This is a genomic window from Paenibacillus sp. FSL H7-0940 (assembly GCF_037979415.1).
GTDB classification, from domain to species: domain Bacteria; phylum Bacillota; class Bacilli; order Paenibacillales; family Paenibacillaceae; genus Paenibacillus; species Paenibacillus amylolyticus.
Genome location: NZ_CP150280.1, coordinates 3,049,403 through 3,072,646, shown reverse-complemented (window position 1 = coordinate 3,072,646; position 23,244 = coordinate 3,049,403). Strand labels below are relative to the sequence as shown.

Genomic DNA, 23,244 nt, shown 5'->3' with positions numbered 1-23,244 from the left:
CCGTGAGATGGTTATCCGAAAAGATGTGCGTATCCCGACCGGGGATAGGCCATATCTGTCTGAGGGTAATCCGGCTTGCGACCGTTATACGCATCGAGCGGAACAGGTTCTACTGGTATGCATGTTGAATCATATTAGGAGTAGCTGTTCACCTAGAGTGGTACCGCGGGAACTGTTAATTCAGCTCTCGTCTCTTATTTAGAGACGAGAGCTTTTTTGTGTTTATTTTCAGCCAATAATGAATGGATAAGGAGTGTTTGGCATGTTGATGAAGCTGGCTGCGGCCGATATTGCCCCTTTAACGGGATTGAATAAACAAGAGGTTCTGAGATTACTGGAAGTCCCACCACAGGCGGAGATGGGTGATGCAGCATTCCCTTGTTTTGCATTAGCGAAGTCATTAAAGAAAGCACCGGCAGTCATTGCGACCGAGCTCGCAACGGGATTGCAGGCATCTGGAATTGAAGCGACTCCCGCCGGGCCGTATGTAAATATCCGTTTTAATCGGGAGAAGCTCGCGCCGAATCTGCTGAAAGAACTGGGGAATGCGGCATTTGGTAAGCTTCAGCTTGGTCAAGGTTCACGTGTTGTGATTGATATGTCTTCCCCTAACATCGCAAAACCCTTCGGAATCGGACATTTGCGTTCTACTGTAATCGGTGCAGCACTGTATCGGTTGTATAACGAAGCGGGTTATACCTCTGTAAGTGTGAATCATCTGGGAGACTGGGGAACCCAGTTTGGCAAGCAGATCGCAGCGTATAAACGGTGGGGCAATGATGAAGCGTTGCAGGCAGACCCGATCCGTACGTCACTGGAACTGTATGTGCGCTTCCACGATGAGGCGGAGAACGATCCTTCACTGGAGATTGAGGCACGCGACTGGTTCCGCAAGCTGGAGCAAGGGGATGATGAAGCACAGCGGTTATGGGCGTTCTTTGTGGAAGTGAGCATGAAGGAATTCAACCGGATGTATGAACGTCTGAATGTGCAGTTCGACCATACGCTGGGGGAGAGCTTTTACAATGACAAGATGGGTGCAGTGGTTGAAGAACTGAAGGCAAAAGGTTTACTTGAAGAGAGTGATGGAGCACTCGTGGTACGTCTGGAAGATGAGAACATGCCCCCGTGCCTGATTATCAAAAAAGATGGAACAACAATCTATCCTACTCGGGATTTGGCTACGGCAGTCTATCGTCATGAGGTGATGAAGGCAGATCGGTTGTTATACGTGGTCGGAGGCGAGCAGAAGTTACATTTCCGGCAGGTATTTGCGGTCCTATCCCGGATGGGTCATGAATGGTCTGCGAATTGTGAACATATCCCGTTTGGATTAATGCGTTTTGAGGGACGGAAAATGTCTACCCGCCGCGGTAAAGTCGTCTTTTTGCAGGAAGTGTTGGATGAGGCAGTTGCTCGTGCTTTGCAAATTATTCAGGAGAAAAACCCGAATCTGGAGAACCCTCAGAAGGTGGCTGAGGCGGTCGGTGTAGGGGCCATTGTCTTCGGTGATCTGCGTAATAATCGGTTAAACGATGTAGACTTCTCCTTGGAGGATGCGGTGAGTTTTGAAGGAGAGACCGGACCTTATGTGCAGTATACCCATGCCCGGATTCAAAGTGTGCTTGCCAAGGCAGAAGAGGCGATCCGCGTGGAAAATGAAAACACTCTGACTAACCCCAGCCTTGCGGATGGTGAGAATGACACAGGGGCCACTCCATCCAGTGTCGGAGATACCTCATGGGCATTGCTGAAACTGCTTGGTGAATATCCCGAGTATCTGGAAAAAGCGATTCATCGGAATGAGCCTTCGGTCATTGCCAAATATACTATAGATGTCGCTCAAGCATTCAACCGTTTCTATCACGCCGAACGGATTGCAGATGCGTCATCTGATGTAAGATCCTTCAGGGTGGCATTGGCCAAACGGACTGCCGAACGCCTCGCGTACAGTTTACATTTGCTAGGTGTGCAAGCTCCAGAGCGGATGTGATCCCAGGTGATATGGAGTAAACGTGGACTTTTCAAGAAAGCCAATCAAGATGTACCAGACTCATCAGGTCGAGGTATGTTGCTTCAACAAGTGAGCAAGCGATTAGGTAATGCTCAAGTACTTGATGAAATTAATCTGGAAGTGAAGCAGGGCGAATGTGCTGTACTTGTTGGCAGAAACGGCTCGGGCAAAAGCACGTTGCTACGTATGTTGGCAGGTATTTTGTTACCCGATACAGGATCGATCCAGCGCACAATGAAGGGTTCTGATGGGTATGCAGTAGATGGCCTGCCTCGTTTGCCCTTTACCTCTGGAGAGTATTTGTGGGACATGGGTCGGATTCGGGGCATTCGCCCCGAAGTACTGCGTGAGCGGATTAGAGAACTTAGTGAACTTTTATATCTCGATACCGCGATCGATCAGAAGTTACCCCTATTATCGAAGGGCACATTGCAAAAAGTGAATTTGATTCAGGCCCTGTTACCTGGACCGGGTGGTCTTTTGTTACTGGATGAACCGTTGTCAGGCTTGGATATTGCAGCTCAAGAGGGCATTGTATCTTTATTGGGGCAATGGAAGGATGAAGGTACATCTATCGTTACAGCTTGTCATGAACCGTTGCTAATTGAACGTTTGGCAGACCATGTGATTGTGTTGAAGAAAGGCAGCGTGCTCCGTTACTGGAGTCGTGAAGATATACTTCAAGCTGGCGAACCCGTTGTACGTATTCAAAGTCTGACGAAAGCTGGAGAGGATCTGGTTAACGATCTATCTATCATACAACAACCGGGAGTGCTGTCTTTAGTTCGTAATACAAGCTCAGGGATATCCAATGTTTGGTTGTGGGATTGGAAAGTGGTTCAACAATCAACAGATGATGTCCTCAGAATGATTCTGGCATCCGGAGGTTCGGTTGTGTCTGTACAACAGGAGGAAAGTCAATTACATATGGAAAGTCTGCTGGAAGGACAACATCCAGCTGTACATGCGAGTCGTAGAGGTGTCACAGAATCTGTTGACTTAAGCTCTTCCATGGATGATGTGGGGGGAGAAGCCAAATGATCTATCTGACCCGATATTTGTTAAGGCATCACATTCGCTCACAGAAATATTTTGCACCGGTTATCTTTTATATCATCGCCATGCTGCTGATCTATTCCTACAAACCCAACCCTATTGCGGACAGTTACAGTGTCACGGCTATGCTGTTATTTCTGGCAGCTGCTTGGCTCGGAGTAATGGTGATGAATACCGAACCTGCAAAGCAGTATCAATTACTTGTCCTTCATGCAAGAAGCAGGCGTAAGGTTGTAACAAGTCAACTCATCTGTGCCTGGATAATGCAATTCATGCTCACCGCAATCACTGTGCTGTATCCCGTGTTCGCGGGAATGTTCGAGAGACAACCCACAAGTGAGGAGTGGATGATGACTTGGTTAGGCCATCTGGGGTTATCACTGCTGGGATTAGGCATCAGTGTATTCTTTCAAAAATCGTACATTCCCTTGCTTAGTCGCAGTATGCCTGCTCTCATTATTGTATTATTACTATCGTTTATCCAAGGTTCCTTAAGTGAACGTTTGCCTGGATCGTTAGAATGGCTTGGCCGCATTCTTCCACCAGCCTTTTATCTGGTTCGTGAGATGATGTTATTTGATGAATCAAAGATGGATTCTTTTGTTTCGGTTATGCTGTGGACTGTGCTCTATGCATTAGGGTTACTAATCATCCATGTGTGGCTGTCCGGAAGAAGAGATCTGCGGAGTTAGAAGACGCGCTTCCCGATAACTTGAATGTTGCTCTTGGTTTGGTTAGGATAGAGGGACATGGAATGGTTAACATTGTACGGTTGAAGGGGGCGCTCGCATATGCAAAATACAGATATCCAGAATGGTGACATGCTGGACAGCGAACACTCCAGGGAATTGTTTGCCTATTACGGATTGGCAGTGTACTACGGGCAGGCGCTTGAACAGCAGCTGGTCAATCTGATTTTATTAATGAAAATGTCTCAGGGCAAAGCCGTGTCTGAAGAGGATCTGGAAGATCTGTACGAACGAAAGATGAGCAGTTCACTGGGGCAGCTCATTCACGAAGTGCGCCATCATTTTACATTCTCTGAGGAAGAGACTCGCCAGTTGAATGAGTTATGGCAGCAACGTAACCGTATTGTACATCATTATTTCAAGGAACGAATTCATGAGACATTCAGTCCGGAAGGACGATCACGCATGATTAAGGAATTGGAGGATTTCAAAGACCGTGCACAGGAGTTGGAGATCCGTCTTCAGCAATATACGGGTGCCTGGATCGCAGAGCTTGGTCTGGATGCTGAATCCGCAGCAGCTCTGCAGACACTGGAGCGTATGCATACCGAGAGTATGCAAGCAAGGGCTTTGGAAGAGGATGAATGACAAGCAAACGGATAACGAAACGCTGGATATTAATGACGGCTCTGGCTGTAGTATTGATTGGAATCTTGTGGATTGGGATTACCGCAATACGTATATCAGCATATACGGATGAGGATTCATCCAGAATATCGGATGCAGCGATCATTCTAGGCGCAGCCGTGGCGGGGGATAACCCTTCACCTGTATTTCGCGAACGTATTGAACACGGGATTGAATTATACCGTCAGGGTACCGTTCGTAATCTGCTTTTCACAGGCGGGTCAGGTGATGATGGAGAACATACGGAAGCTGAAGTGGGTCAGAAGTATGCCATCGCACATGGAGTAGATCCTGCGGACATTCGCATAGAGACCAAATCCAGAATTACCGAGGAGAATCTGGTCAATTCAATTCCAATTGGTGAACAGGCCGGTTATCAAACCTATACGATTGTGAGTGATCCTTTACATATGAAACGGGCCATGAAGCTGGCTGCCGGACTGGGTATGGATGCCGTACCTTCTCCGACACGAACTACGGCGTATCGAACCTGGCGCAGCAAGTTTCCTTTTCTCGCAAGAGAGACCGTGATGTACATGGGATATACGATCAAAGGATGGATAGATAATCCGCAGCAGCCGTGAGGTTGCGCGCGGATTGTTTTTTTGTCTGGCCGAAATAAACAGTAACGGAATTTGAATCCCGATGAAAATACAAAAAACCGATCTACACCGCAAACCCTGAGGTAGCTGTGTAGATCGGTTTTTGTGTTGCCGTCGAGTACATCATTTTGATTGGTTACTTAAAGAGCTTTCTGTTTTACTCTGTTATGCATTGCCTCCGGCAAAGGAGGTTGAGGTTGGAATGATCTCACCCGACGGATTCCCACTGGTTGCACTCGCTGCTGCTTGCGCACCTTGCTGAAGCTGATACATCTTATAATAGCGGCCTTTAAGCTCCATCAGTTCATCATGTGCACCTTGCTCAACGATACGTCCACGATGCAAAACCAGAATCTGATCTGCCGAACGAATAGTGGACAGACGGTGAGCAATGATGAAGGTGGTACGTCCTTTTTTGAGGACTTCGAGTGCGTTCTGAATTAATGCTTCCGTTTCCGTATCAATATTGGCTGTCGCTTCATCCAAAATGAGGATGGCCGGATCAAACGCCAGTGCACGAGCAAAGGAGATCAACTGACGCTGTCCAGCAGACAATGTGCTTCCTTTTTCGATGACAGGTTCGTCAAAGCCTTGAGGCAAATGAGCCAGTATACGTTCAGCGCCTACATCACGCAGCGCCTGTTCAATTCGTTCACGGGAGATCTTCTCATCGCCGAGACTGACGTTGGAAGCAATGGTGCCTGTGAACAGATACGGGTCCTGCAATACAATCCCCATATGCTCGCGAATCCACTGTTTAGGCAGATCTTTGACGTTCTGACCGTCAATCGTGATCTTGCCTTTTTGCGGATCATAGAACCGGAACAGCAGGTTGATGATTGAGCTTTTACCTGAACCGGTGTGACCGACCAGAGCGACCGTCTGACCTTGGGATGCTTTAAACGAGATATTGTGAAGCACGTAATCTTTTTTATAGGCAAAGGATACATCATCGAAGACAACATTCCCTTTGTATCTTGGCATAGAGCCATCGGTTACAGCTTCTCCCTTTTCATCCATCAGCTCAAAGACGCGACCAGCGGATACGAGGGAGGAGTCCAGGTTGGCGAGTTGATTCACCATACCGGTGATTGGCTGGAACAAGCGACCCAGAACATCAACGAAGGCATACAGAACACCTAATGAGATAATACTTGTGCCATCCAGCACACTGGAACCAAAATACCACAGGACCACCGCAAATGCGATATTACGTAATACGTTAACCAGGTTGTGTGAGGTGAAGGCATTCAGGTTCAGCATTTTGTTCTGGTGTTTCATATAGTCATCATTCAGATCTTCGAATTCCTGTTTGGTTTGTTTCTGATGGCGGAATACGCGGATAATGGACATCCCCTGAATGGACTCGTTAATGATTGCATTGATTTCACTCAGTCGGGATCGAATGATCGTGTTGTAGCGAGTGGCGAATTTGCGATAGAGCACAATCCATGTAATGAGCATCGGCACAACGAATAATGAGATTAGACCCAGGCGAACATCAAGAAGGAAGAGTGCGACATACACACCTGTAATTGTGATGATTCCTGAGAAAAAGTTCGAAAGAACAGCAACGAACAGATCCTTGACGGCTTCTGTATCGTTTGTGACTCGAGATACAACTTTACCTGCGGGCAGGTTATCAAAAAAGTGCACCGGCAGTCGCTGAATATGGGCATACACATCGTTACGCAGTCTTTGAATGACCTTGTTGGCCGAGGATTGCAGCCAGAAAGTTTTACCAAACTCCATAATGACCGAGATCACGAGGAAGATCATGTAATACACAATTAATTGATAGATGCTGGGCATCTCCGGTTTGTAAAAAGCAAACAGTTCACCAGCGGACAGGGGGGTTGCCGCATATTGGCCTGTTACCTCACCTGCGCGTGTAACCGTGAGGGTTCCATCCGTATATGTGCGGTCCCCGTCAGGTGCGCTTACCGGTTCGTTTACAAAATAAAAACTTCTGCCGGCTTGTAATACCCGCACTTCGGAACCTTTGTTTTCATCCGGTTCGAACAAGCCTTCGCGTTTGTAGTTCTTACCGTTGTAGACTGCGGATTCATCAGAAGCTGTTGTCTCATAGAAAGGCTGCTCAATCGCGAGCAAGTGATTGTCGATCATGGATTTGGCGATGAACGGCCCGGCAAGCTCGGCCGCAACACCAATAGTAAGCATAATTAATGCAGCGATAAATGTTCCTTTGGCTTTCAAGGCGTAATCAAGCAGCCTTTTGCCTGTATTAGACTTCAATGAATTGACCTCCTACGTGGACAGATTGGACTCGACCTGTTGCCGTTCATACTGTTCACGGTACCAGCCGTTCATGGCTAACAATTCCTGGTGAGTGCCTTCTTCCGTAATTTTCCCGTGCTCCAGTACGATGATTCGGTCAGCGTGTTCAATAGCAGACAGGCGATGAGTCGAGATCAGCGTGGTTTTGCCCGAGCGTTTGTTGCGTATATTTTCAATGATTTTGGCTTCGGTACGTGCATCGACAGCAGATAAGGCATCATCCAGGATCAGAATATCAGGGTTAGCAATAAAGGCACGCGCCAGCGATACCCGCTGTTTCTGTCCACCGGACAGAGAGATTCCTTTTTCACCAACGAGTGTATCCAGTCCATCGGATAAGGTTCCCAGATCCCCGTCAAAAGCGGCGGTACGAATGGCTTCCATGATGACTTCATCACTGGCCCCAGGTTGACCGAATTGAATGTTTTGACGAACTGATTTGGAGAACAGAACTTGTTCCTGTGGTACGTACCCAATCCAGCTGTGCAAGTCATCTTTGGCGATATCCTGAATCGGATGACCCGAGATGCTTAATGTGCCCGAACCGGCAGGGTATTCATGAAGCAGTTGTTTGAGCAAAGTAGACTTACCGCTACCCGTACGACCCACAACACCCAATGTTTGACCCCGTCGCAGCGAAAAGCTGATATGACTGAGATTGTCGACAGTGGAACTTGGGTAACGGAATGTAACATCCTGCATCGCAATTTCTTCCGGATTCGTAACGTGGGCAGGTTGCTCCACATCTTGTACGGCAGGTTCTACCGATAAAGTCTCGTTGACCCGATCAAGCGAAGCGCTACCACGTTGCATCAGGTTAATCAATTCGCCGATGGCAAACATGGGCCAGATCATCATCCCCAGGTACATATTAAACGATACGAGATCCCCCAGGGTAATTTCATTATGAAATACAAGATATATGCCGTAGGCAAGTGCAATCACATAACTGAGTCCAACGAAGAGGCGGATGGTGGGTTCAAATAGGGCATCCATTCTGGCAACAGCCAGGTTTTTGCGATACACATCTTCGGTCACGTCGGCGAACCGTTTCTCGTCCAGACGTTCCTGCACATAAGCACGCACGACACGAATCCCGGCGATGGATTCCAGCACCTGGTCGTTCATATCTCCGAATGCATCCTGTGCCAGGGTGTAACGTTGATGTACAGCTTTACCATAGATCATCATGGCAATGGCGATAAAAGGTAATGGCAGGATTGCCGCCAAGGTCAGTTTCCAACTAACCAGGAAACCCATGGCGAACAATACGGTGGCCAGAAAGGCTGTAGAGTCTGTTAAGGTCAGCATGCCGAAGCCTGCTGTAGTGGCAATGGCACGAAGATCATTGGTGGCCCGAGCCATCAGATCTCCTGTTCTGTTTTTCTCAAAAAAGGGAGGAGTCATCCGTAACAAGTGGTCCATAAAGCGGGAACGAAGCAGCCGCTCCACTAGGTTGGCACCACCAAACAGTTTGTGCATCCAAACGTATGTAACCAGATAGATAATGATGACCGTTCCCAGAATAAGCAAAATATAACGCGTAAGTGAGGTGCCGGTAATGGAACCGCGCACAATCTCGTCGATGGCATTACCAAGAAGACGAGGAGGCAGCAGTTCGGCAATGCCCACCAGAATAAGCAAAATGACACCGGTTAGGTATCGTTTGCGTTCCAGCCGGAAGAACCAGGCCAGGTTTTTAAGTACAGAGAACAAGTGTTATCCCTTCCTTTCGATGTCCGAGAAATGCAAATTCCGTTCATGAATGCCGAAATGTACCCACAAAAAAAGACATACCGCACGCAGGCGGTATGTCTTCATATAATCATACGGCAGCATGGCTCAGAGAACAGAGCCGTCACCATATATAAGTTCGATTGTGAGTATACATCACAGAGGTTCTAATGAAAGATCGCCTGTCATGCCGACTTATGAACGGAATAATGATTTCGGGTGTGCTCCGGTATTTAGTTGTGTGCTGAATTGACCTATCATATGTTTGTTAAACACCGTAATCACCCTTTCTTTTTTTGGAAATAAATACAATGTAGACCTCGTATGTTTGCATCTTAACACCGGCTTTTACAATCTGTCAAACATTTTTCACAACTTATTTTGTCTTTATGTGGTCACTCGGGTTTGTATTCAAGTCCCTGTCGAGATATGATGGAACATATATATACAGAAGGAGCTGACACCAAATGAGTACCATACATGTATCCGATCAAGCTGCTCGCTGGTACAAGGAAGAGCTGAATTTGAACGAGGGAGACAGCATTCGATTTTTTGCACGTTATAGCTCTGGCGGAGGTCTTCACCCTGGATTTTCGCTAGGTATTGCTGTAGAGAAACCAAGACATCCTGCGGATCAAACCGAAGTTTCGGGGATTCAATTCTTTATGGAAGATCACGATTATTGGTATCTGAAAGGGCACCAACTGCATGTGGACATCGTTGATGAAGGTCAGGATATCGAATATCGTTACACGGAAGTCTAAGCAATAGATGGATTACAGGTCGCCACCGGCTTCCGAGTAGGAGGAGGGGATAAGCAGTGAATCTGCCACCACGAGATTTGGCCCAGTATATCGCAAAACGCTCTCATATTGTTGTAAAAGCGGCGGTGCGGGCTGAGAACGAACAAGGTGAATTACTGCTGATTCAGCATGCTGAACATGGTCACTGGCGGTTGCCAGCAGGTGAGATGCGCCCGGGTGAAGCCATTGAAGGTGCTGCACATCGGGAGTTATGGGAAGAGACAGGTTGGACTGCTGATACCATGACACTGGAAGGTCTCTATTCGGGGCCTGACCTTCGGCATCTGCATTCAAGCGGAGATGAAGAGTATTATGTCATTGCCCTGTTTCGGACAGTGATCATTCAGGATGACCTTGTGGAGTCGCGTGTAAATAGTGATGCAGGTCTGAAGTTTTTTGCCCTGGAGTCGTTACCACCTCTGAATCAGATTAGCCGAATCCTGTTAACGCGGGATATTGCAGAATAAATTAAGTGTTGACCGCAAAAAAATGACCTTGGCATGCACGATAAAGTGGATGCCAAGGTCATTTTTTTAAAAATCCGATTATGGTGCTCAGAGCATGAATTACACCTGATCCAGTGGTTCATCATCCATCGCAAAATCAAAATCATCAATATCGAATACCTGTACAGGCGATTCAGACTCAATTATGCGTGCAATCAGTTCAACCTGATCGGTGAGAATCGGGATACTCAGGCGCTGAGATGTCAGCAGCAGTTCGGTCTCAATGGGATCGAAATACTCCCCGTACTGTGCCGTATCTATTGCATTGATAATGGCAATGGATACTTGGTCACCAAATAAAATGGAGGGGCTTTTGGCCCATGGAACAAGTAACGCACGCTCTATTTTTTTCTTATTCAGCGGTTCCTCGAAATAAGAAATCATTTCATTGATTTTGGATTTCACATGCTGATCATCTGCCGGGTTATCCATCATGGGATCAGGACTGGTCTGGAATTCATATAGCTCAAGGATGGTGGTATAAGGAACAATATATTCAACAGGCGCGGGCGGCGCTAACAATTGACCGTAAATGGCCACCATCACGGCTTCTGTAATAAACTGACGTGACATGGTTCCTGAATCCTCCTGCGCCATTAATAGTTGCAAAGTGAATCTATATTTTCATGCAACAGCATAACCTCTAATATGCATTATTCTGCTGTAGACTCGTGTACATAATTTGCATGAATAGAAGTATATCACACAACGGTGGGAAATACAGCCAATCTGCATAGCATGTAAGGTCACAAGCTTCACAATTTGATTCAGGATTTGCCCAGCAGCAATGATAAAATTCCCGCCGCAATCAATGGACCCACAGGCACACCCTTGAATAGGGCAACCCCAAGTACCGTTCCGATTAACAGCCCTGCAACGACAGTTGGCTGTGTACCCATCAACGTAGCGCCACGTCCTCCGAGATATGCCACCAGTAATCCTACGCCAATGGCGAGCAGTGATTTCCAGTGCAGGAAAGACTCACCGATCGTCTGCAGACTCATCTTGCCACTGGCAAGAGGTGCCATCACGCCAATGGTCAGAATGATAATGCCCAGTGTAAGTCCGTATTTTTCAAGCCATGGAAATGCCTGATTCAGGTTCAGGACTCGTAGCAACAACAGAAATACCATCGCTACGGTCACAGGTGTGTTGCTGCTGATAATCCCGAGAGCCGCAAATACGAGCAACAGCAGGGAAGTCATATCCATTGTTTTCATTTCCCTTCAGTCTGTCCACGTTGTTTGCTAACGATATGTTCCGCAATGTAACGTCCATGCCAGCGCCCGGATTCAATAAAGACTTCATTGGCATTACGACCCGAAGCGATGACTCCGCCCACATATACACCAGGTACGCTGCTTTCCATCGTTTGTGCATCATATAGAGGTTTATCCATATCATCAGACATCTCCACACCTACCGACGTGAGTAGTTGACGATCTGGACGGAAACCGGTCATTGCCAGTACGAAGTCATTATCCAGTTCCCGAGTGGAACCATCCGTGTGTATCAGACGAATCGAATCATCGAGTATTTCATTCACGCGTGATTCCAGGTGGAGTGTGATATGACCTTTTGTCACCATGCTCTCGAATAGCGGACGTACCCATGGTTTAATATGCTGGGACAGACCACTGCCGCGATAAACCATATCAATATGTGCTCCGACCCGAACCAGTTCCATGGCTGCATCCACGGCTGAGTTGCTTCCGCCAATAATGGCGACACGTGTACGGGTATAAGGGTGGGCTTCCCGGAAGTAGTGGGTTACCTTATCTTTATCTTCTCCAGGAATGCCCAGATAGTTAGGATGGTCAAAATAACCGGTAGCTACAACTACATTGCGTCCAACATGTACGATGGCCTCCCCGCGGCGATTGAGCGTATGTACCTCAAACGTACCATCATCCTTGCGTTTAATTTCACGGGCTTCCTCATAGTTATGAACACGCAGACCAAAATGTTCGGCTACCCTGCGATAATAGGCAAGTGCTTCATAACGAAACGGTTTATCATTAGGTGTGCTGAACGGAACGTTTCCGATCTCAAGCAGCGGGGCTGTGCTGAAAAACTGCATATGGGTTGGATACAGATAAATAGATTGAACGATATTGTATTTCTCAACGATCACAGCGGACAGTCCCAGCCGCTCACATTCAATGGCAGCAGACAGACCGCATGGGCCTCCGCCGATAATAATGACATCTTCCATGTTCTTAATCCTCCTTATTTCAAGCAATATAATCCTACCGTAAATAACGAGCCAATGCCAGTTCAAGCGTGGAGTTTAATTAGACAAGCTTACTTGAAACCAAAGGAGTTGACGTGTAGAGAAGAAAAGACTAATATCGAATTAGATATATATCTAATTGAAAGCGAGATGAACGATGATGCAGCTGGAGAAAATTGTGGCTTATCATAAAGCGTTGGCTGACCCGACCCGGCTTCGCATGCTGCTGTTGTTGGCACAGGGTGAACTGCACGGACAGGCACTTGCCGAGCGGCTGAATCTGTCACAGCCAACCGTGACACATCATGCATCCAAGCTGAGAGAGGCGGCGCTGATTAAGGAACGACGGGAGAAAAATACAGTGTATTTCACACTCAATCCTTCGTTTATCCGCGAGAATGCACAGGCTTCGGTTGATTTTATCTTTAATCGAGAGGAGGTTGAGGATATGAGTGATGTGAACGAAACATTGAAAGCGTCGGTCATGAGGAATTTTTTCTCCAAAGATGGACGACTGCGTCAGATTCCGGCTCAATACAAGAAAAAACTGATTGTACTTGGTCATCTGGTCGAGCAGCTTGAATTTGGTCGGAAGTATACGGAAAAAGAAATCAATACATTTATAAAGCAATACCATGAAGACTTTGCCACGATTCGTCGGGAATTTATCATGCATCAGTTCATGTATCGGGAAGAGGATATCTATGAATTGAATCCGAAGGAAATGTGGACACGCTGGGATCAGGTTAAATAGAGTAGCTGGTGGTAAAAAAAAGTTTGGGCTTGACAACTGTAAAGCTAAGTGTGTAACATAATGGATAATTCTACAAGGGAGGCGATTGTTTATGACAAATTTAAATGCAGTATACGTTAATTTGAATATGAACAGCGTCTCCGGAACGGATCAAAGCATGTAATTTTGCGTTAGCTGGATAGCAGTATCCATTGTAACGTGAAGTATCGCATGCTCAGATGAAGCCACGGGTGACGCACCCGTGGCTTTTTTGTTTGCCGATAAAGGGTGTTCCTGAATTGTTTATATCGGAGGGTTAAGTATTCTATCCGGTAGATCTACAAGAAGGGATGATCTTTGATTCGGCTAACTACTTATTGCCACGGGTGTATTTCTACTCGTGGTTTTTTTGTTTTGATCTGAACCGGAGATGATTGTTCACTCGGCTTGAACGAAGTAAACAACTTATTTTGGGAGGAATTTTTATTCTAGATAACCATATTGAGAAGTACGGCTGGTCAGCAAAGTGGCAGGAACTGTGGCAAGAGACAGGGATGGAAGAGCAGGAGAAAAAGCCAGCCAGAATTATCGCAGACCATGGACATCTGCAACGTTTGATTACAGAAGAGGGCGAATGCTGGGGAAGAATTTCGGGCCGAATGCGTCATGATAGTCTGGAGACCAGCTTGGCACCAGCGGTTGGAGATTGGGTGGCCATTACAGGTCAGGCAGGTGAAGAAGCAATTATTCACAATCTGGTGCCCCGTCGGAGCAGGGTATCAAGACAGGCGGCAGGTCCAGTGACCAAGGAACAATTAATCGCCGCAAACGTAGATACACTGTTAATCGTGGCTGCACTTAATCATGATTTCAACCTTAGACGACTCGAAAGGTACGTGATGATGGCTTGGAATGGTGGCGTAAGGCCAGTCATTGTCTTGAGCAAAAGTGATCTGTGCAACAATGTGGAAGAACAGATCCGAAGTGTAGAAGGGATTGCTCCAGGCGTTGAAGTGCTTGCGATATCTGCAGTGGAGGGTCAAGGTAAATCCTTACTGGAACGATATTTGCAGCCAGGGCTGACTGTTGCGCTCACAGGATCTTCTGGCAGTGGCAAGTCTACGCTGGTGAACTGGATGATGGGTGAGGATGTGCAGCTTACGCAATCCGTCCGCGAGGGAGATAGTCGTGGGAGACATACGACAACACACCGGGAGATGTTTGTACTTCCACAGGGAGCCGTATTGATCGATACTCCAGGAATGCGCGAGCTTAATCTCTGGGATGAGGGCAATGATGGGCTGTCGCATGCGTTTGGAGAAATTGAAGAACTTGCCGCCACGTGCCGATTTCTGGATTGCAGTCATACACGGGAAGCTGGATGTACAGTGAAAGAGGCCATACAGGATGGTTCATTGGATGAAAAAAGACTGAATAATTATCTGAAAATGCAGAAGGAATTGCAATATCAGCAACGCAAGGAAGAAGTGGCATCCAGAAGGCGTACCGCTTCCAGCAAACCGGCCAATAGTCGCAAACCCAAGCACTCCCGTAGTGTGAAAGAGTGGGAGGAAGCCTGAAATCAGGCGGGCATCATCCGGTATCTTGCATAAGATAGGTCAGGAGGGATGTCATTATGCCAGATTACAGGATTATTGTAGCTCTGTCTGACCACATGTTATATCTTCTGGATGGCAATCAGGTGATTAAGGGTTATCCTGTGGCCACCGGCAAGATGCTCACGCAAACTCCAAACGGGGAGTTCACTATTATTAACAAACAATCGAATCCAGGTGGGCCATTTGGCGTGCTCTGGATGGGGCTGTCTGCTCCCCATTATGGCATACACGGAACCAATGAGCCCTGGTCTATTGGCAAATCCGTCTCCCATGGTTGTATACGCATGTACAACTCGGATGTACTGGATCTGTCTTCCAAGGTATCTGTAGGCACTAGGGTAACGATCCGGCCGTAGGGCCGGATTTTACTTTTATAAGAGGCAGTTCAAAAAGTCCACTTTTGATTACGAATCCTGCCTAGCGGCATCAGGACTGAAGTGGATGAATTTGGAATTATAGAAAGAAGAACATATAATATGGTAAAGCTACGGCAGTTACGAGAGAAAGTGAGGGATAGCTATGCTGATCAGGCCAGCGCGTGAAGGGGATGCGCAGGGGATAGCTTATGTACATACTGAGAGTTGGAAAACTACGTATCGGGGAATTGTGCCTGACGATTTTTTGGATCATTTGACTATAGAATCAAGATTGTCTCAGTGGGAGAAGACTATTCGTTCTGGCGAAAAGGATCAGATCCTGGTGGTAGCTGAACAGGATGATGGGAACATTGTCGGATTTGCTTGTGGGGGTAAGGAGCGTGAAGGCAAATTACCTTATGATGGAGAGTTGTATGCTATATATTTGCTGAAGGAAGTGCAACAAACGGGGATAGGTCAGCAACTCGCGACACATGTCGTTCATCATCTGCAGACCCACAATATGAAACGTTTGATCATATGGGCTTTGGAGCGTAATTCAGCTTGTCGCTTCTATGAAAAGATGGGAGGCACTCCAGTCCAGACACAGTCCCTCCACATTGGTGGTCAAGATCTGATCGAAGTTGGCTACGGATGGGAGGACTTGAGCCTCTTTGGAGAGAAGAGCCTGCCCGACTGTTGAAAGACGTCCAGATGCTGAGAGAATAGTGGGGGTTGTATTGTTTCCCTTAAGCTTAAATAATGGAAGAGCTAATTCAGGTCTTCACGTTTGCGTAATTCTGAACAAGGTTAATGATGTATTACACCGTTGTGCAGGTGTGACATTTAATCTTGATCAGGAGGCGTATTCACATGACTTTAATGGACACTGAACATACAACATGGACGAAACAATATATTAATGGCAGCTGGGTAGATGGCTCCGGTGAGAAAACAATGGAGAATATCAATCCTTATACGGGAGAAGTTATTGCCACATGGCGCTCTTCCAATAAGAAAGACATAGATAAGGCTTATGAGTCAGCTCAGAAAAATTCGATTGAATGGGCGAAGTCTTTGCCCGCTGCGAAAGAAGAGGTGTTGCGTAAAGTTTCATCCCTGATGGCGGAGCGCAAAGAGGAGATCATTCAACTGTTGATCACGGAATCCGGGAGTACCCGGATCAAATCGGAGGCGGAGTTTGCAGCGGCTAAACGCATTGTGGATGAAGCAGCATCTTTTCCTTATCGTATGAAGGGTGAGATCATCCCGTCCAATACCCCTGGCAAAGAGAACCGTGTGGTTCGTGAGCCTAAGGGAGTGATTGGTGTTATCGGGCCATGGAACTTCCCTTTGCATCTATGCCTGCGATCTGTAGCTCCAGCGATTGCCCTTGGTAATGGTGTGGTGATTAAACCAGCATCAGACACTCCGATTACGGCAGGTTGGCTCATTGCCGATTTGTTTGAACAAGCCGGTCTGCCTGAGGGCGTGCTGAATGTCGTTGCGGGAAGTGGCAGTGAAATCGGGGATTACTTTGTCGCTCATCCGGTTCCCAAAGTAATTTCATTCACGGGTTCCACAGAAGTTGGACAAGGGATCGGTAAACTGGCGGGGGAACATTTAAAAGAAACGGCACTGGAACTTGGCGGCAACAACGCGATGGTTGTGCTGGAAGATGCTGACATTGAACGTGTTGCCGAAGCGGCGGTCTTTGGCAAGTTTCTGCATCAGGGACAGATCTGCATGGCTCTGAATCGTATTATTGTGCATGCCGATATTTACGACCAATTCGTCGAATCATTTGTTGCCAAAACGAAGAATGTTCAGGCAGGTGATCCGGCGGATGCTAACACACTCGTGGGTCCTCTCATTCGGGAAAAAGAGGTAGAACGATTGCTGGAGCTTGTGGACAAAACCAAGGCCGAAGGTGCACGGTTATTGCTCGGAGGGACCAGTAAAGGCAGTGTGCTGTCTCCTACTGTACTTGCCGATGTTAAACCTGAACAAGATATCGTGCAGCAGGAATTGTTTGGCCCAGTGGCAGTGATCATGAAAGCTCATGATGAGCAGGAAGCTGTACGTTTGGCGAATGATACTCCTTATGGACTTAGTGGTTCCGTATTCACCCAAGATCTGAATCGAGGATATCAGGTTGCCCAGCGCATTGAATCGGGTATGGTGCATGTAAATGATCAGTCTGTGAACGATGAAGCGCATGTGATGTTTGGCGGTGAAAAAGCTTCAGGGATTGGACGTTTCGGTGGGGATTGGGCGATTGAGAAGTTTACACGTACTCGTTGGATCAGCATTCAGCACCAATATCGGGAATATCCGGGAGTGAAATAAGTCGAAAAAGAGTAAATTAGCAGCGGCATTTATGAATGATTAGAGTGGGTTACAAAAAGATCGACAAATCATGCGAAAGTCCGTCTCCAGCTTGGTGGGACGGGCTTTTTGCACAATATTACACCTTGGCAAAATACGGCTTAATATAAGAGTGGAAAAGCTGTTTGGGGCTGACGCTATCTGGTTATTTATGGATACACGGAAGAATCGATCCGTAAATCCAATGGCAAAGGGGCTTTAAATTCATGTCCATTGACCGCTTTATTCTGAGGAAACTGAATACCTGTCAGGAAGAACATACACGTGCCAATTTGGTTCGGCTGTTTGTCATTCGTATTCGTAAAGCCGAGATTGCGGAAGAACATGATGCCGCCTATGTCCTGAGCAAACTGCACTGAGCGATGGCTGATAATAATTGCGATCCGCTGTTAACGTGTATACAACTCAAAAAAGGAAGCTTGTCTATAACGACAGCTTCCTTTTTCATGTCTTGTAATGACTGTGTCTTGGTTGAATCCTTTTAATATAACGATAAGGCAAGGGAGTCGTTTTCACTTCGACTGTGGAGAATGGCTTCTCCATTAACAATCTCAATACTAATTAAAGAATGCAGACATTTTTGAATGGCGCGTTTACCGTTGCTAATTTTATGCTCAAGAGCACTGCTAAGCAATCTTAATGTCTTCTGCATAGGTTGTTTGTTTTCTTGATTAAAATATACAGGGATTGATTTGTTTTGAAAGGTTATTAGGGTTCTCACTTGAAATCACCTCACGGTTGTTATTTCATACAGCTAATATTAAATTCCAATGCTTAAAATTACCTTAAAATCAGCTTATGAAAACATAAAGGTGGGTAATGTTTGAAAAGTGTTCACAATTCAATTGTGAGCGAAGGAATAAAAGTCCTGAAAAACGTAACTTAATTACCATTTAAATGGAACAAAAAACGATAATTTTCGTATCCTCGCAATATTAAATTGCATAACTGCCACAAAAGTTCTGAGTCGAATGTACGATATTTTAATATATACGTGGGTCATATGTAACAAAATTACAGGTGGTACATTGCAAACAGGGTGTTTATGTAAGAAAATAGGGTTGATATAACGATTCATTCTCTTTTTTTTTGATTTAATCTGACATTAGGACAATTTACATATGAGACCATGGGAGGGATTCGGATGATTCTAACCGTGTATTCCGGCCGCGAGGAAGGAGAATGGTTCGACATCGATGTTCCGGACGAATGTACCATTGAACATTTGAAGACATTACTCGGCGTTCGCATTTTTGGACAGGCACCGGGAGACGGCATTCAGTACATCCTTGAAGCCAAGTTTCCGGAAGGTCTGTGGTTCTCTCCGCAGAACGCACAGCAGTTAATGGAAACGGGACTGAGACAAGGCAGTTGCGTACGTGTCCAGCGGGCTTTTTCAACAACTTCGGAAGAAGCGCCTGTATATGGAAGACGTTCATTGTTTCAGCAGGACAGCAACGAATAGGGCTTTTGAACGTATACATTCATTATTGAACGAACTAAAGGAGGTCTTCTCTTCGTGAATGTGTTATATCAGCGTTCTCCAAGAATGACACCGGTTCTCAAGGAAGAGAGACTCGAAATACTCAGGCCTCCAACAGAACCGAGCAAACCCACGTTTTCCATGATATCCATTATTGTGCCGATCATGATGACTATGGTCAGCATTGGTTTCTACGTATATATCAATATGACCGGCAAAATGAATAACAGCAGTTATATGATGTTTCAGATGATGACGGTCATGATGATGCTTACTTCTTACACCATTCCATTCTTCGTGTATCTGAGCAACAAGAAATCATATCGCAAAAAATTGGAAGAACGAAAAATAATGTATCTTGCCCAACTGGACAAACACCGGGAAGAACTGAAAGAAGCTCAGGCGGAGCAAGTGAAGAGCCTATACGAAATTCATGGTGATCCGGGTGTGTGTCTTCAAGTGGTGAAGAACCGGAACAGTTCCTTGTGGGAGCGTTCACCAGAGGATGATGATTTCCTTCAGGTGCGCATTGGTACGGGAGAGATTCCATTCCGCATCAAACTTCAGGTTCCGCGAATTGATGGTTACGAGAAGGATGAGCTGATTGAAGCGGCCCATGAACTTGCGGCTGAATTCCAGACGGTACCGGATGCTTCCATTACATTGCCTTTGTTCCAATCGAAGGTTATGGGACTTGTCGGTGATCGGGAGGAAGTGCTTGCTTCCCTGCGAGTCATCATCTCACAACTGACGGTACGCCATTCCCCGGATGAACTGAAGCTTGCTGCTTTCTATGAAGAAAAGGACAGCAAAGAATGGGACTGGCTTCGCTGGATGCCCCACATCTGGGATGAAGACCAAGGACAACGCTATATGGCCGACAGGCACAGCGGTGCGCATCAATTGGCGGACAGCTTGTTTTCCGTGTTGAACCGGCGTCGTAACAATAAGGAAGACCGCTACAAGAAAAGCGTACAAACGCCATGTTACGTTGTGATTCTCTCCGATACGCAATTAATTGAAGAAGAACCGTTGCTTCCGTTGCTGCTGGAGTCGGCTCACGAGATTGATGTATGCACCATCATACTGGCTAATCGCAAGGAGTCTCTCCCGATGCATTGTCAGTTGATTATGGATGCCTCCAAAGGCAAAGGGGTGTATATCAAAAAAACGGAAGATGCAGATGTTATTCAACAAACGTACAAGCCTGATGTGATCTCGAAGGAGATGGCAGAGGCGCTTTCCCGTTATATGTCACCGATCCGCTTAAAGCGGTCATCTGCTTCAGATATCCCGCAAGTGCTTCCGTTATTCGATATGCTGAGCACATCACGCGTGGAAGATCTGGATGTGGTGTCCAGGTGGGGACAGACGAGATATCCTGATACGCTGCCTGTACCAATGGGTGTACGCGCTGGCGGCAAAAAAATTGCGATAAACCTGCATGACAAGATTGAACGTCAGGGTCATGGTCCCCATGGTCTGATTGCAGGTACAACTGGTTCAGGTAAAAGTGAAGTTATCCAGTCCATCGTAGCTTCACTCGCTGCAGAATTCCATCCACATGATCTGGCCTTCATGCTGATTGACTATAAAGGTGGCGGTATGTCCAATACATTTGTTGATCTGCCTCATGTGGTAGGGACGATCACCAATCTGGATGGGAATCTGATCGAGCGGGCGAATATTTCACTTCGTGCCGAACTGGTCAGAAGGCAAAAAATATTAAATGATGCGGGAAACCTCCAGCATATTGATGAATATTACAAGATTCTGCGTTCCAGACATGAACAGCCACTGCCACATCTGGTTATTATCATTGACGAGTTTGCTCAATTGAAGCGGGACCAGCCGGAGTTCATGGATGAATTGATCAGTATCGCGGCCATTGGCCGGACACTTGGGGTTCATCTAATTCTGGCAACCCAAAAGCCAGCTGGTGTTGTGGACGATAAAATATGGAGTAATTCGCGCTTCCGGATCTGCCTTCGCGTACAGAGTGAGGGAGATAGCAGGGATATGATCAAGATTCCAAATGCTGCCTGGATTACAAAGCCTGGTCGTGGATATTTCCAGGTTGGTAGTGATGAAGTGTTTGAAGAAATGCAATTCGCCTGGAGTGGTGCACCGTATAACCAGCAGGAGGATTCAACAACGGTATTACCTGTTATGGAAGTGCGCCTGAACGGTAAGCGGGAGCCTCTGTTAACTGGAGAGCGCAGAGCCGTTCTCAAAGGTGAAGATGTTCCGAAACAGCTTCAGGTATTTATTGATTATGTTGCGCAGTCTGCAGCGGATGCGGGTATCCGTCGTTTGCCAGGACCGTGGTTGCCACCTTTACCAGAGACACTGGAATGGGAAGGTCTTCAGGAATGGCAGGAAGAAGAGAATCGGGATCTGCTGCTTGATGGCGGAGCGAGTGGTCTGAAACCACTGGTTGGTTTGCTGGATGATCTCCCTAATCAGCGCCAACAACCGCTCGCATTGCCTGTGGATCAAGGCCATCTGGTCGTGTACGGTATGCCAGGACTGGGCAAAACAACATTTGTTCAGACCTTGCTTATGTCTCTGGCCCGTTCCCACAGAACTGAGCCCTGGCATGGTTACATTATCGATATGGGTCGCATGATGAAGGACTTTGCAACACTACCTCAGATCGGTGGCGTGATGATGGCTGAAGAGGAAGACCGGATCAAGCGGTTATTCCGCTATATTCTCAAGCTGTCAGCACAACGCAAAGATATCATCTCGGAGGCGGGGGTTAAAACGATTTCGGCGTACCGCCGGACAGCTCACGCGGCTGTCCCGCAGGTTGTGGTCGTTATCGATGGTTATCTTTCATTCCGCAATGCCTATCCGGAAGAAAATGAACTTCTGGAGACGATCCTGCGTGAAGGCGGAAGTCTGGGCATCACCTTTGTGCTCACCGCCAATCGGGTAACAGATGTATTTGAAAAATTCAGAAGCAATATTCCCAATGCGGTTTCATTTGAGTTATCCGATCCAAGCGATTATTATTATGCCGTGGGGAGACCTTCCAAGGCACCAAGCCAACTTCCGCCAGGAAGAGGCCTGGTCAAAGGGCAAGTGCCTCCATTAATGTTCCAGGCGGCATTACCTTCTTCAGGGGCAGATGAGGGCAAGCGTTCATCGGCACTGCGCCGTACGATTGCTGAGATTCGCCAAGGCTGGACAGGGGAAGAAGCGCCGCAGATTGCTCCACTTCCGGAAGAGATCAAACTGAAGGATCTGCTCATTCGGACAGGATCATATGGTCAGGCTTGGGATACATCGTCTGTAACTGTCCCTGTGGGATTGCTTACGGATGATCTGGAACCATTCGAGCTTAATCTGCGTGAAGGTCCGCATTTCATGGTAACGAGTCCGATGGAAGGCGGCAAAACGACATTTTTATTGACATGGATGTTATCACTGGCTTATCATGCTTCTCCGGAAGATGTGCAAATATACACAGTAGATATGCGTTATGGCTCAGGTGGGCTGGGGGAAATCAGCAGTTTGCCCCATGTCCGTGGACATGTATCGCGAGAAGAACAGCTTGTACCTGTCATTCAACAGTTGTACGATGAAGTTCTGAAAAGAGGCGAGATTTCCGGTGGACCGGAACTTGTGCTCGTCATCGACGATGCGGACACCTTGTCCAAGCAGCTAAACGATTTTAATGTGAAAGATCAATTGGGAGCGATTGTTCGTCAAGGAAGGGATCGCGGTGTACACGTGATTCTATCCGGAGTTCCGGCAGACTTCCCAACCTTTGGTTCTGACTGGGTAACGGATGTGAAGGCTTCCCAGAGTGGAATGCTGTTCGGGACTTTAGACCCTAACGATCTCTCGTTCTTCCGTATACCTTATTCCGAATCTGGAGGTAGTTCAGGTGGGCTGAAGGTACTGCCTCCGGGTCAAGGTTATTATGTAAAACGTAAATATTCCAGGGTTAAAGGTGCAGTTCCATGTGATGACAGCTGGAAAATGACCGATTGGATTTCTGAAATTCGTGACCGATGGCATGTTGTAGTTTGAGG

Annotated in this window: 21 protein-coding genes; 15 read left to right on the top strand and 6 right to left on the bottom strand. The window is 46.9% G+C overall.

The genetic code is table 11. From position 1 onward, the window contains the following. Positions 1-262: 262 nt before the first annotated feature. The 5 genes from argS (at position 263) to MHB71_RS13350 (ending at position 5,030) form a co-directional block, all read left to right on the top strand. Complete coding sequence (argS, locus tag MHB71_RS13370) at positions 263-1,993, top strand: arginine--tRNA ligase (protein WP_340029893.1); 1,731 nt, start codon at positions 263-265, stop codon at positions 1,991-1,993. Between the two features lie 6 nt (positions 1,994-1,999). After that, a complete protein-coding gene (locus MHB71_RS13365; RefSeq protein ID WP_340029892.1) occupies positions 2,000-3,055 on the top strand; it encodes an ABC transporter ATP-binding protein in 1,056 nt (351 codons plus the stop codon). Beyond that, positions 3,052-3,762 (top strand): hypothetical protein, encoded by a 711-nt coding sequence (locus MHB71_RS13360; RefSeq protein ID WP_340029891.1) that lies wholly within the window; start codon positions 3,052-3,054, stop codon positions 3,760-3,762. The genes MHB71_RS13365 and MHB71_RS13360 overlap by 4 nt, the downstream gene beginning before the upstream one ends. 99 nt (positions 3,763-3,861) lie before the next feature. Next, positions 3,862-4,407, top strand: coding sequence for a hypothetical protein (locus MHB71_RS13355; protein ID WP_053061520.1), 546 nt, complete (start codon positions 3,862-3,864; stop codon positions 4,405-4,407). After that, positions 4,404-5,030 carry a YdcF family protein gene (locus MHB71_RS13350; RefSeq protein ID WP_340029890.1) on the top strand — a complete coding sequence of 209 codons (627 nt, stop codon included), beginning with the start codon at positions 4,404-4,406 and terminating at the stop codon, positions 5,028-5,030. The genes MHB71_RS13355 and MHB71_RS13350 overlap by 4 nt, the downstream gene beginning before the upstream one ends. 183 nt (positions 5,031-5,213) lie before the next feature. On the opposite strand, the gene MHB71_RS13345 is transcribed toward MHB71_RS13350, so the two are convergent. Together MHB71_RS13345 and MHB71_RS13340 are read right to left on the bottom strand one after the other, a co-directional pair. Beyond that, positions 5,214-7,304 carry an ABC transporter ATP-binding protein gene (locus tag MHB71_RS13345; protein ID WP_340029889.1) on the bottom strand — a complete coding sequence of 697 codons (2,091 nt, stop codon included), beginning with the start codon at positions 7,302-7,304 and terminating at the stop codon, positions 5,214-5,216. A gap of 12 nt (positions 7,305-7,316) precedes the next feature. Then, on the bottom strand, positions 7,317-9,062 hold the full coding sequence (locus MHB71_RS13340; protein ID WP_340029888.1) for an ABC transporter transmembrane domain-containing protein: 1,746 nt from the start codon (positions 9,060-9,062) through the stop codon (positions 7,317-7,319). 485 nt (positions 9,063-9,547) lie between these two features. On the opposite strand from MHB71_RS13340, the gene MHB71_RS13335 reads away from it, so the two are divergent. Continuing rightward, a complete protein-coding gene (locus MHB71_RS13335; protein ID WP_036609218.1) occupies positions 9,548-9,844 on the top strand; it encodes a HesB/YadR/YfhF family protein in 297 nt (98 codons plus the stop codon). A gap of 56 nt (positions 9,845-9,900) precedes the next feature. Beyond that, positions 9,901-10,350, top strand: a complete 450-nt coding sequence (locus MHB71_RS13330; protein WP_340029886.1) for an NUDIX domain-containing protein — start codon at positions 9,901-9,903, stop codon at positions 10,348-10,350. Between the two features lie 99 nt (positions 10,351-10,449). On the opposite strand, the gene MHB71_RS13325 is transcribed toward MHB71_RS13330, so the two are convergent. The 3 genes from MHB71_RS13325 to MHB71_RS13315 all read right to left on the bottom strand — a co-directional run bounded on the left by MHB71_RS13325 (position 10,450) and on the right by MHB71_RS13315 (position 12,604). Further along, entirely contained in the window at positions 10,450-10,962 is a 513-nt protein-coding gene (locus MHB71_RS13325; RefSeq protein WP_036609214.1) for a hypothetical protein, read from the bottom strand. A 194-nt stretch (positions 10,963-11,156) separates the two neighbouring features. After that, complete coding sequence (locus tag MHB71_RS13320) at positions 11,157-11,600, bottom strand: DUF441 domain-containing protein (protein WP_036609212.1); 444 nt, start codon at positions 11,598-11,600, stop codon at positions 11,157-11,159. Positions 11,601-11,605: 5 nt separating this feature from the next. Continuing rightward, positions 11,606-12,604 carry a YpdA family putative bacillithiol disulfide reductase gene (locus tag MHB71_RS13315; RefSeq protein WP_076249782.1) on the bottom strand — a complete coding sequence of 333 codons (999 nt, stop codon included), beginning with the start codon at positions 12,602-12,604 and terminating at the stop codon, positions 11,606-11,608. Positions 12,605-12,782: 178 nt separating this feature from the next. Here MHB71_RS13315 and MHB71_RS13310 point away from each other — a divergent pair, with 178 nt between their 5' ends. From MHB71_RS13310 to MHB71_RS13285, 6 genes are all read left to right on the top strand, one after another. Next, positions 12,783-13,376, top strand: coding sequence for a metalloregulator ArsR/SmtB family transcription factor (locus MHB71_RS13310; RefSeq protein ID WP_036671025.1), 594 nt, complete (start codon positions 12,783-12,785; stop codon positions 13,374-13,376). 413 nt (positions 13,377-13,789) lie between these two features. After that, positions 13,790-14,935 (top strand): ribosome small subunit-dependent GTPase A, encoded by a 1,146-nt coding sequence (rsgA, locus tag MHB71_RS13305; protein ID WP_340029885.1) that lies wholly within the window; start codon positions 13,790-13,792, stop codon positions 14,933-14,935. Between the two features lie 56 nt (positions 14,936-14,991). Further along, the gene (locus tag MHB71_RS13300; protein ID WP_340029884.1) at positions 14,992-15,330 is read left to right on the top strand and encodes a L,D-transpeptidase; all 339 of its coding nucleotides are present in this window, start codon (positions 14,992-14,994) and stop codon (positions 15,328-15,330) included. A gap of 163 nt (positions 15,331-15,493) precedes the next feature. Then, on the top strand, positions 15,494-16,033 hold the full coding sequence (locus MHB71_RS13295; protein WP_340029882.1) for a GNAT family N-acetyltransferase: 540 nt from the start codon (positions 15,494-15,496) through the stop codon (positions 16,031-16,033). Positions 16,034-16,203: 170 nt separating this feature from the next. Then, on the top strand, positions 16,204-17,679 hold the full coding sequence (locus tag MHB71_RS13290; protein ID WP_340029881.1) for an aldehyde dehydrogenase family protein: 1,476 nt from the start codon (positions 16,204-16,206) through the stop codon (positions 17,677-17,679). A 245-nt stretch (positions 17,680-17,924) separates the two neighbouring features. Then, on the top strand, positions 17,925-18,077 hold the full coding sequence (locus tag MHB71_RS13285) for a hypothetical protein (protein WP_164783094.1): 153 nt from the start codon (positions 17,925-17,927) through the stop codon (positions 18,075-18,077). Positions 18,078-18,199: 122 nt separating this feature from the next. Here MHB71_RS13285 and MHB71_RS13280 read toward each other — a convergent pair whose 3' ends face one another. After that, a complete protein-coding gene (locus MHB71_RS13280) occupies positions 18,200-18,439 on the bottom strand; it encodes a hypothetical protein (protein WP_074094612.1) in 240 nt (79 codons plus the stop codon). Positions 18,440-18,862: 423 nt separating this feature from the next. On the opposite strand from MHB71_RS13280, the gene MHB71_RS13275 reads away from it, so the two are divergent. After that, the gene (locus MHB71_RS13275) at positions 18,863-19,183 is read left to right on the top strand and encodes a hypothetical protein (RefSeq protein ID WP_074094613.1); all 321 of its coding nucleotides are present in this window, start codon (positions 18,863-18,865) and stop codon (positions 19,181-19,183) included. Between the two features lie 54 nt (positions 19,184-19,237). Then, positions 19,238-23,242, top strand: a complete 4,005-nt coding sequence (gene essC, locus MHB71_RS13270; RefSeq protein ID WP_340029880.1) for a type VII secretion protein EssC — start codon at positions 19,238-19,240, stop codon at positions 23,240-23,242. The last annotated feature ends 2 nt before the right edge of the window (positions 23,243-23,244 follow it).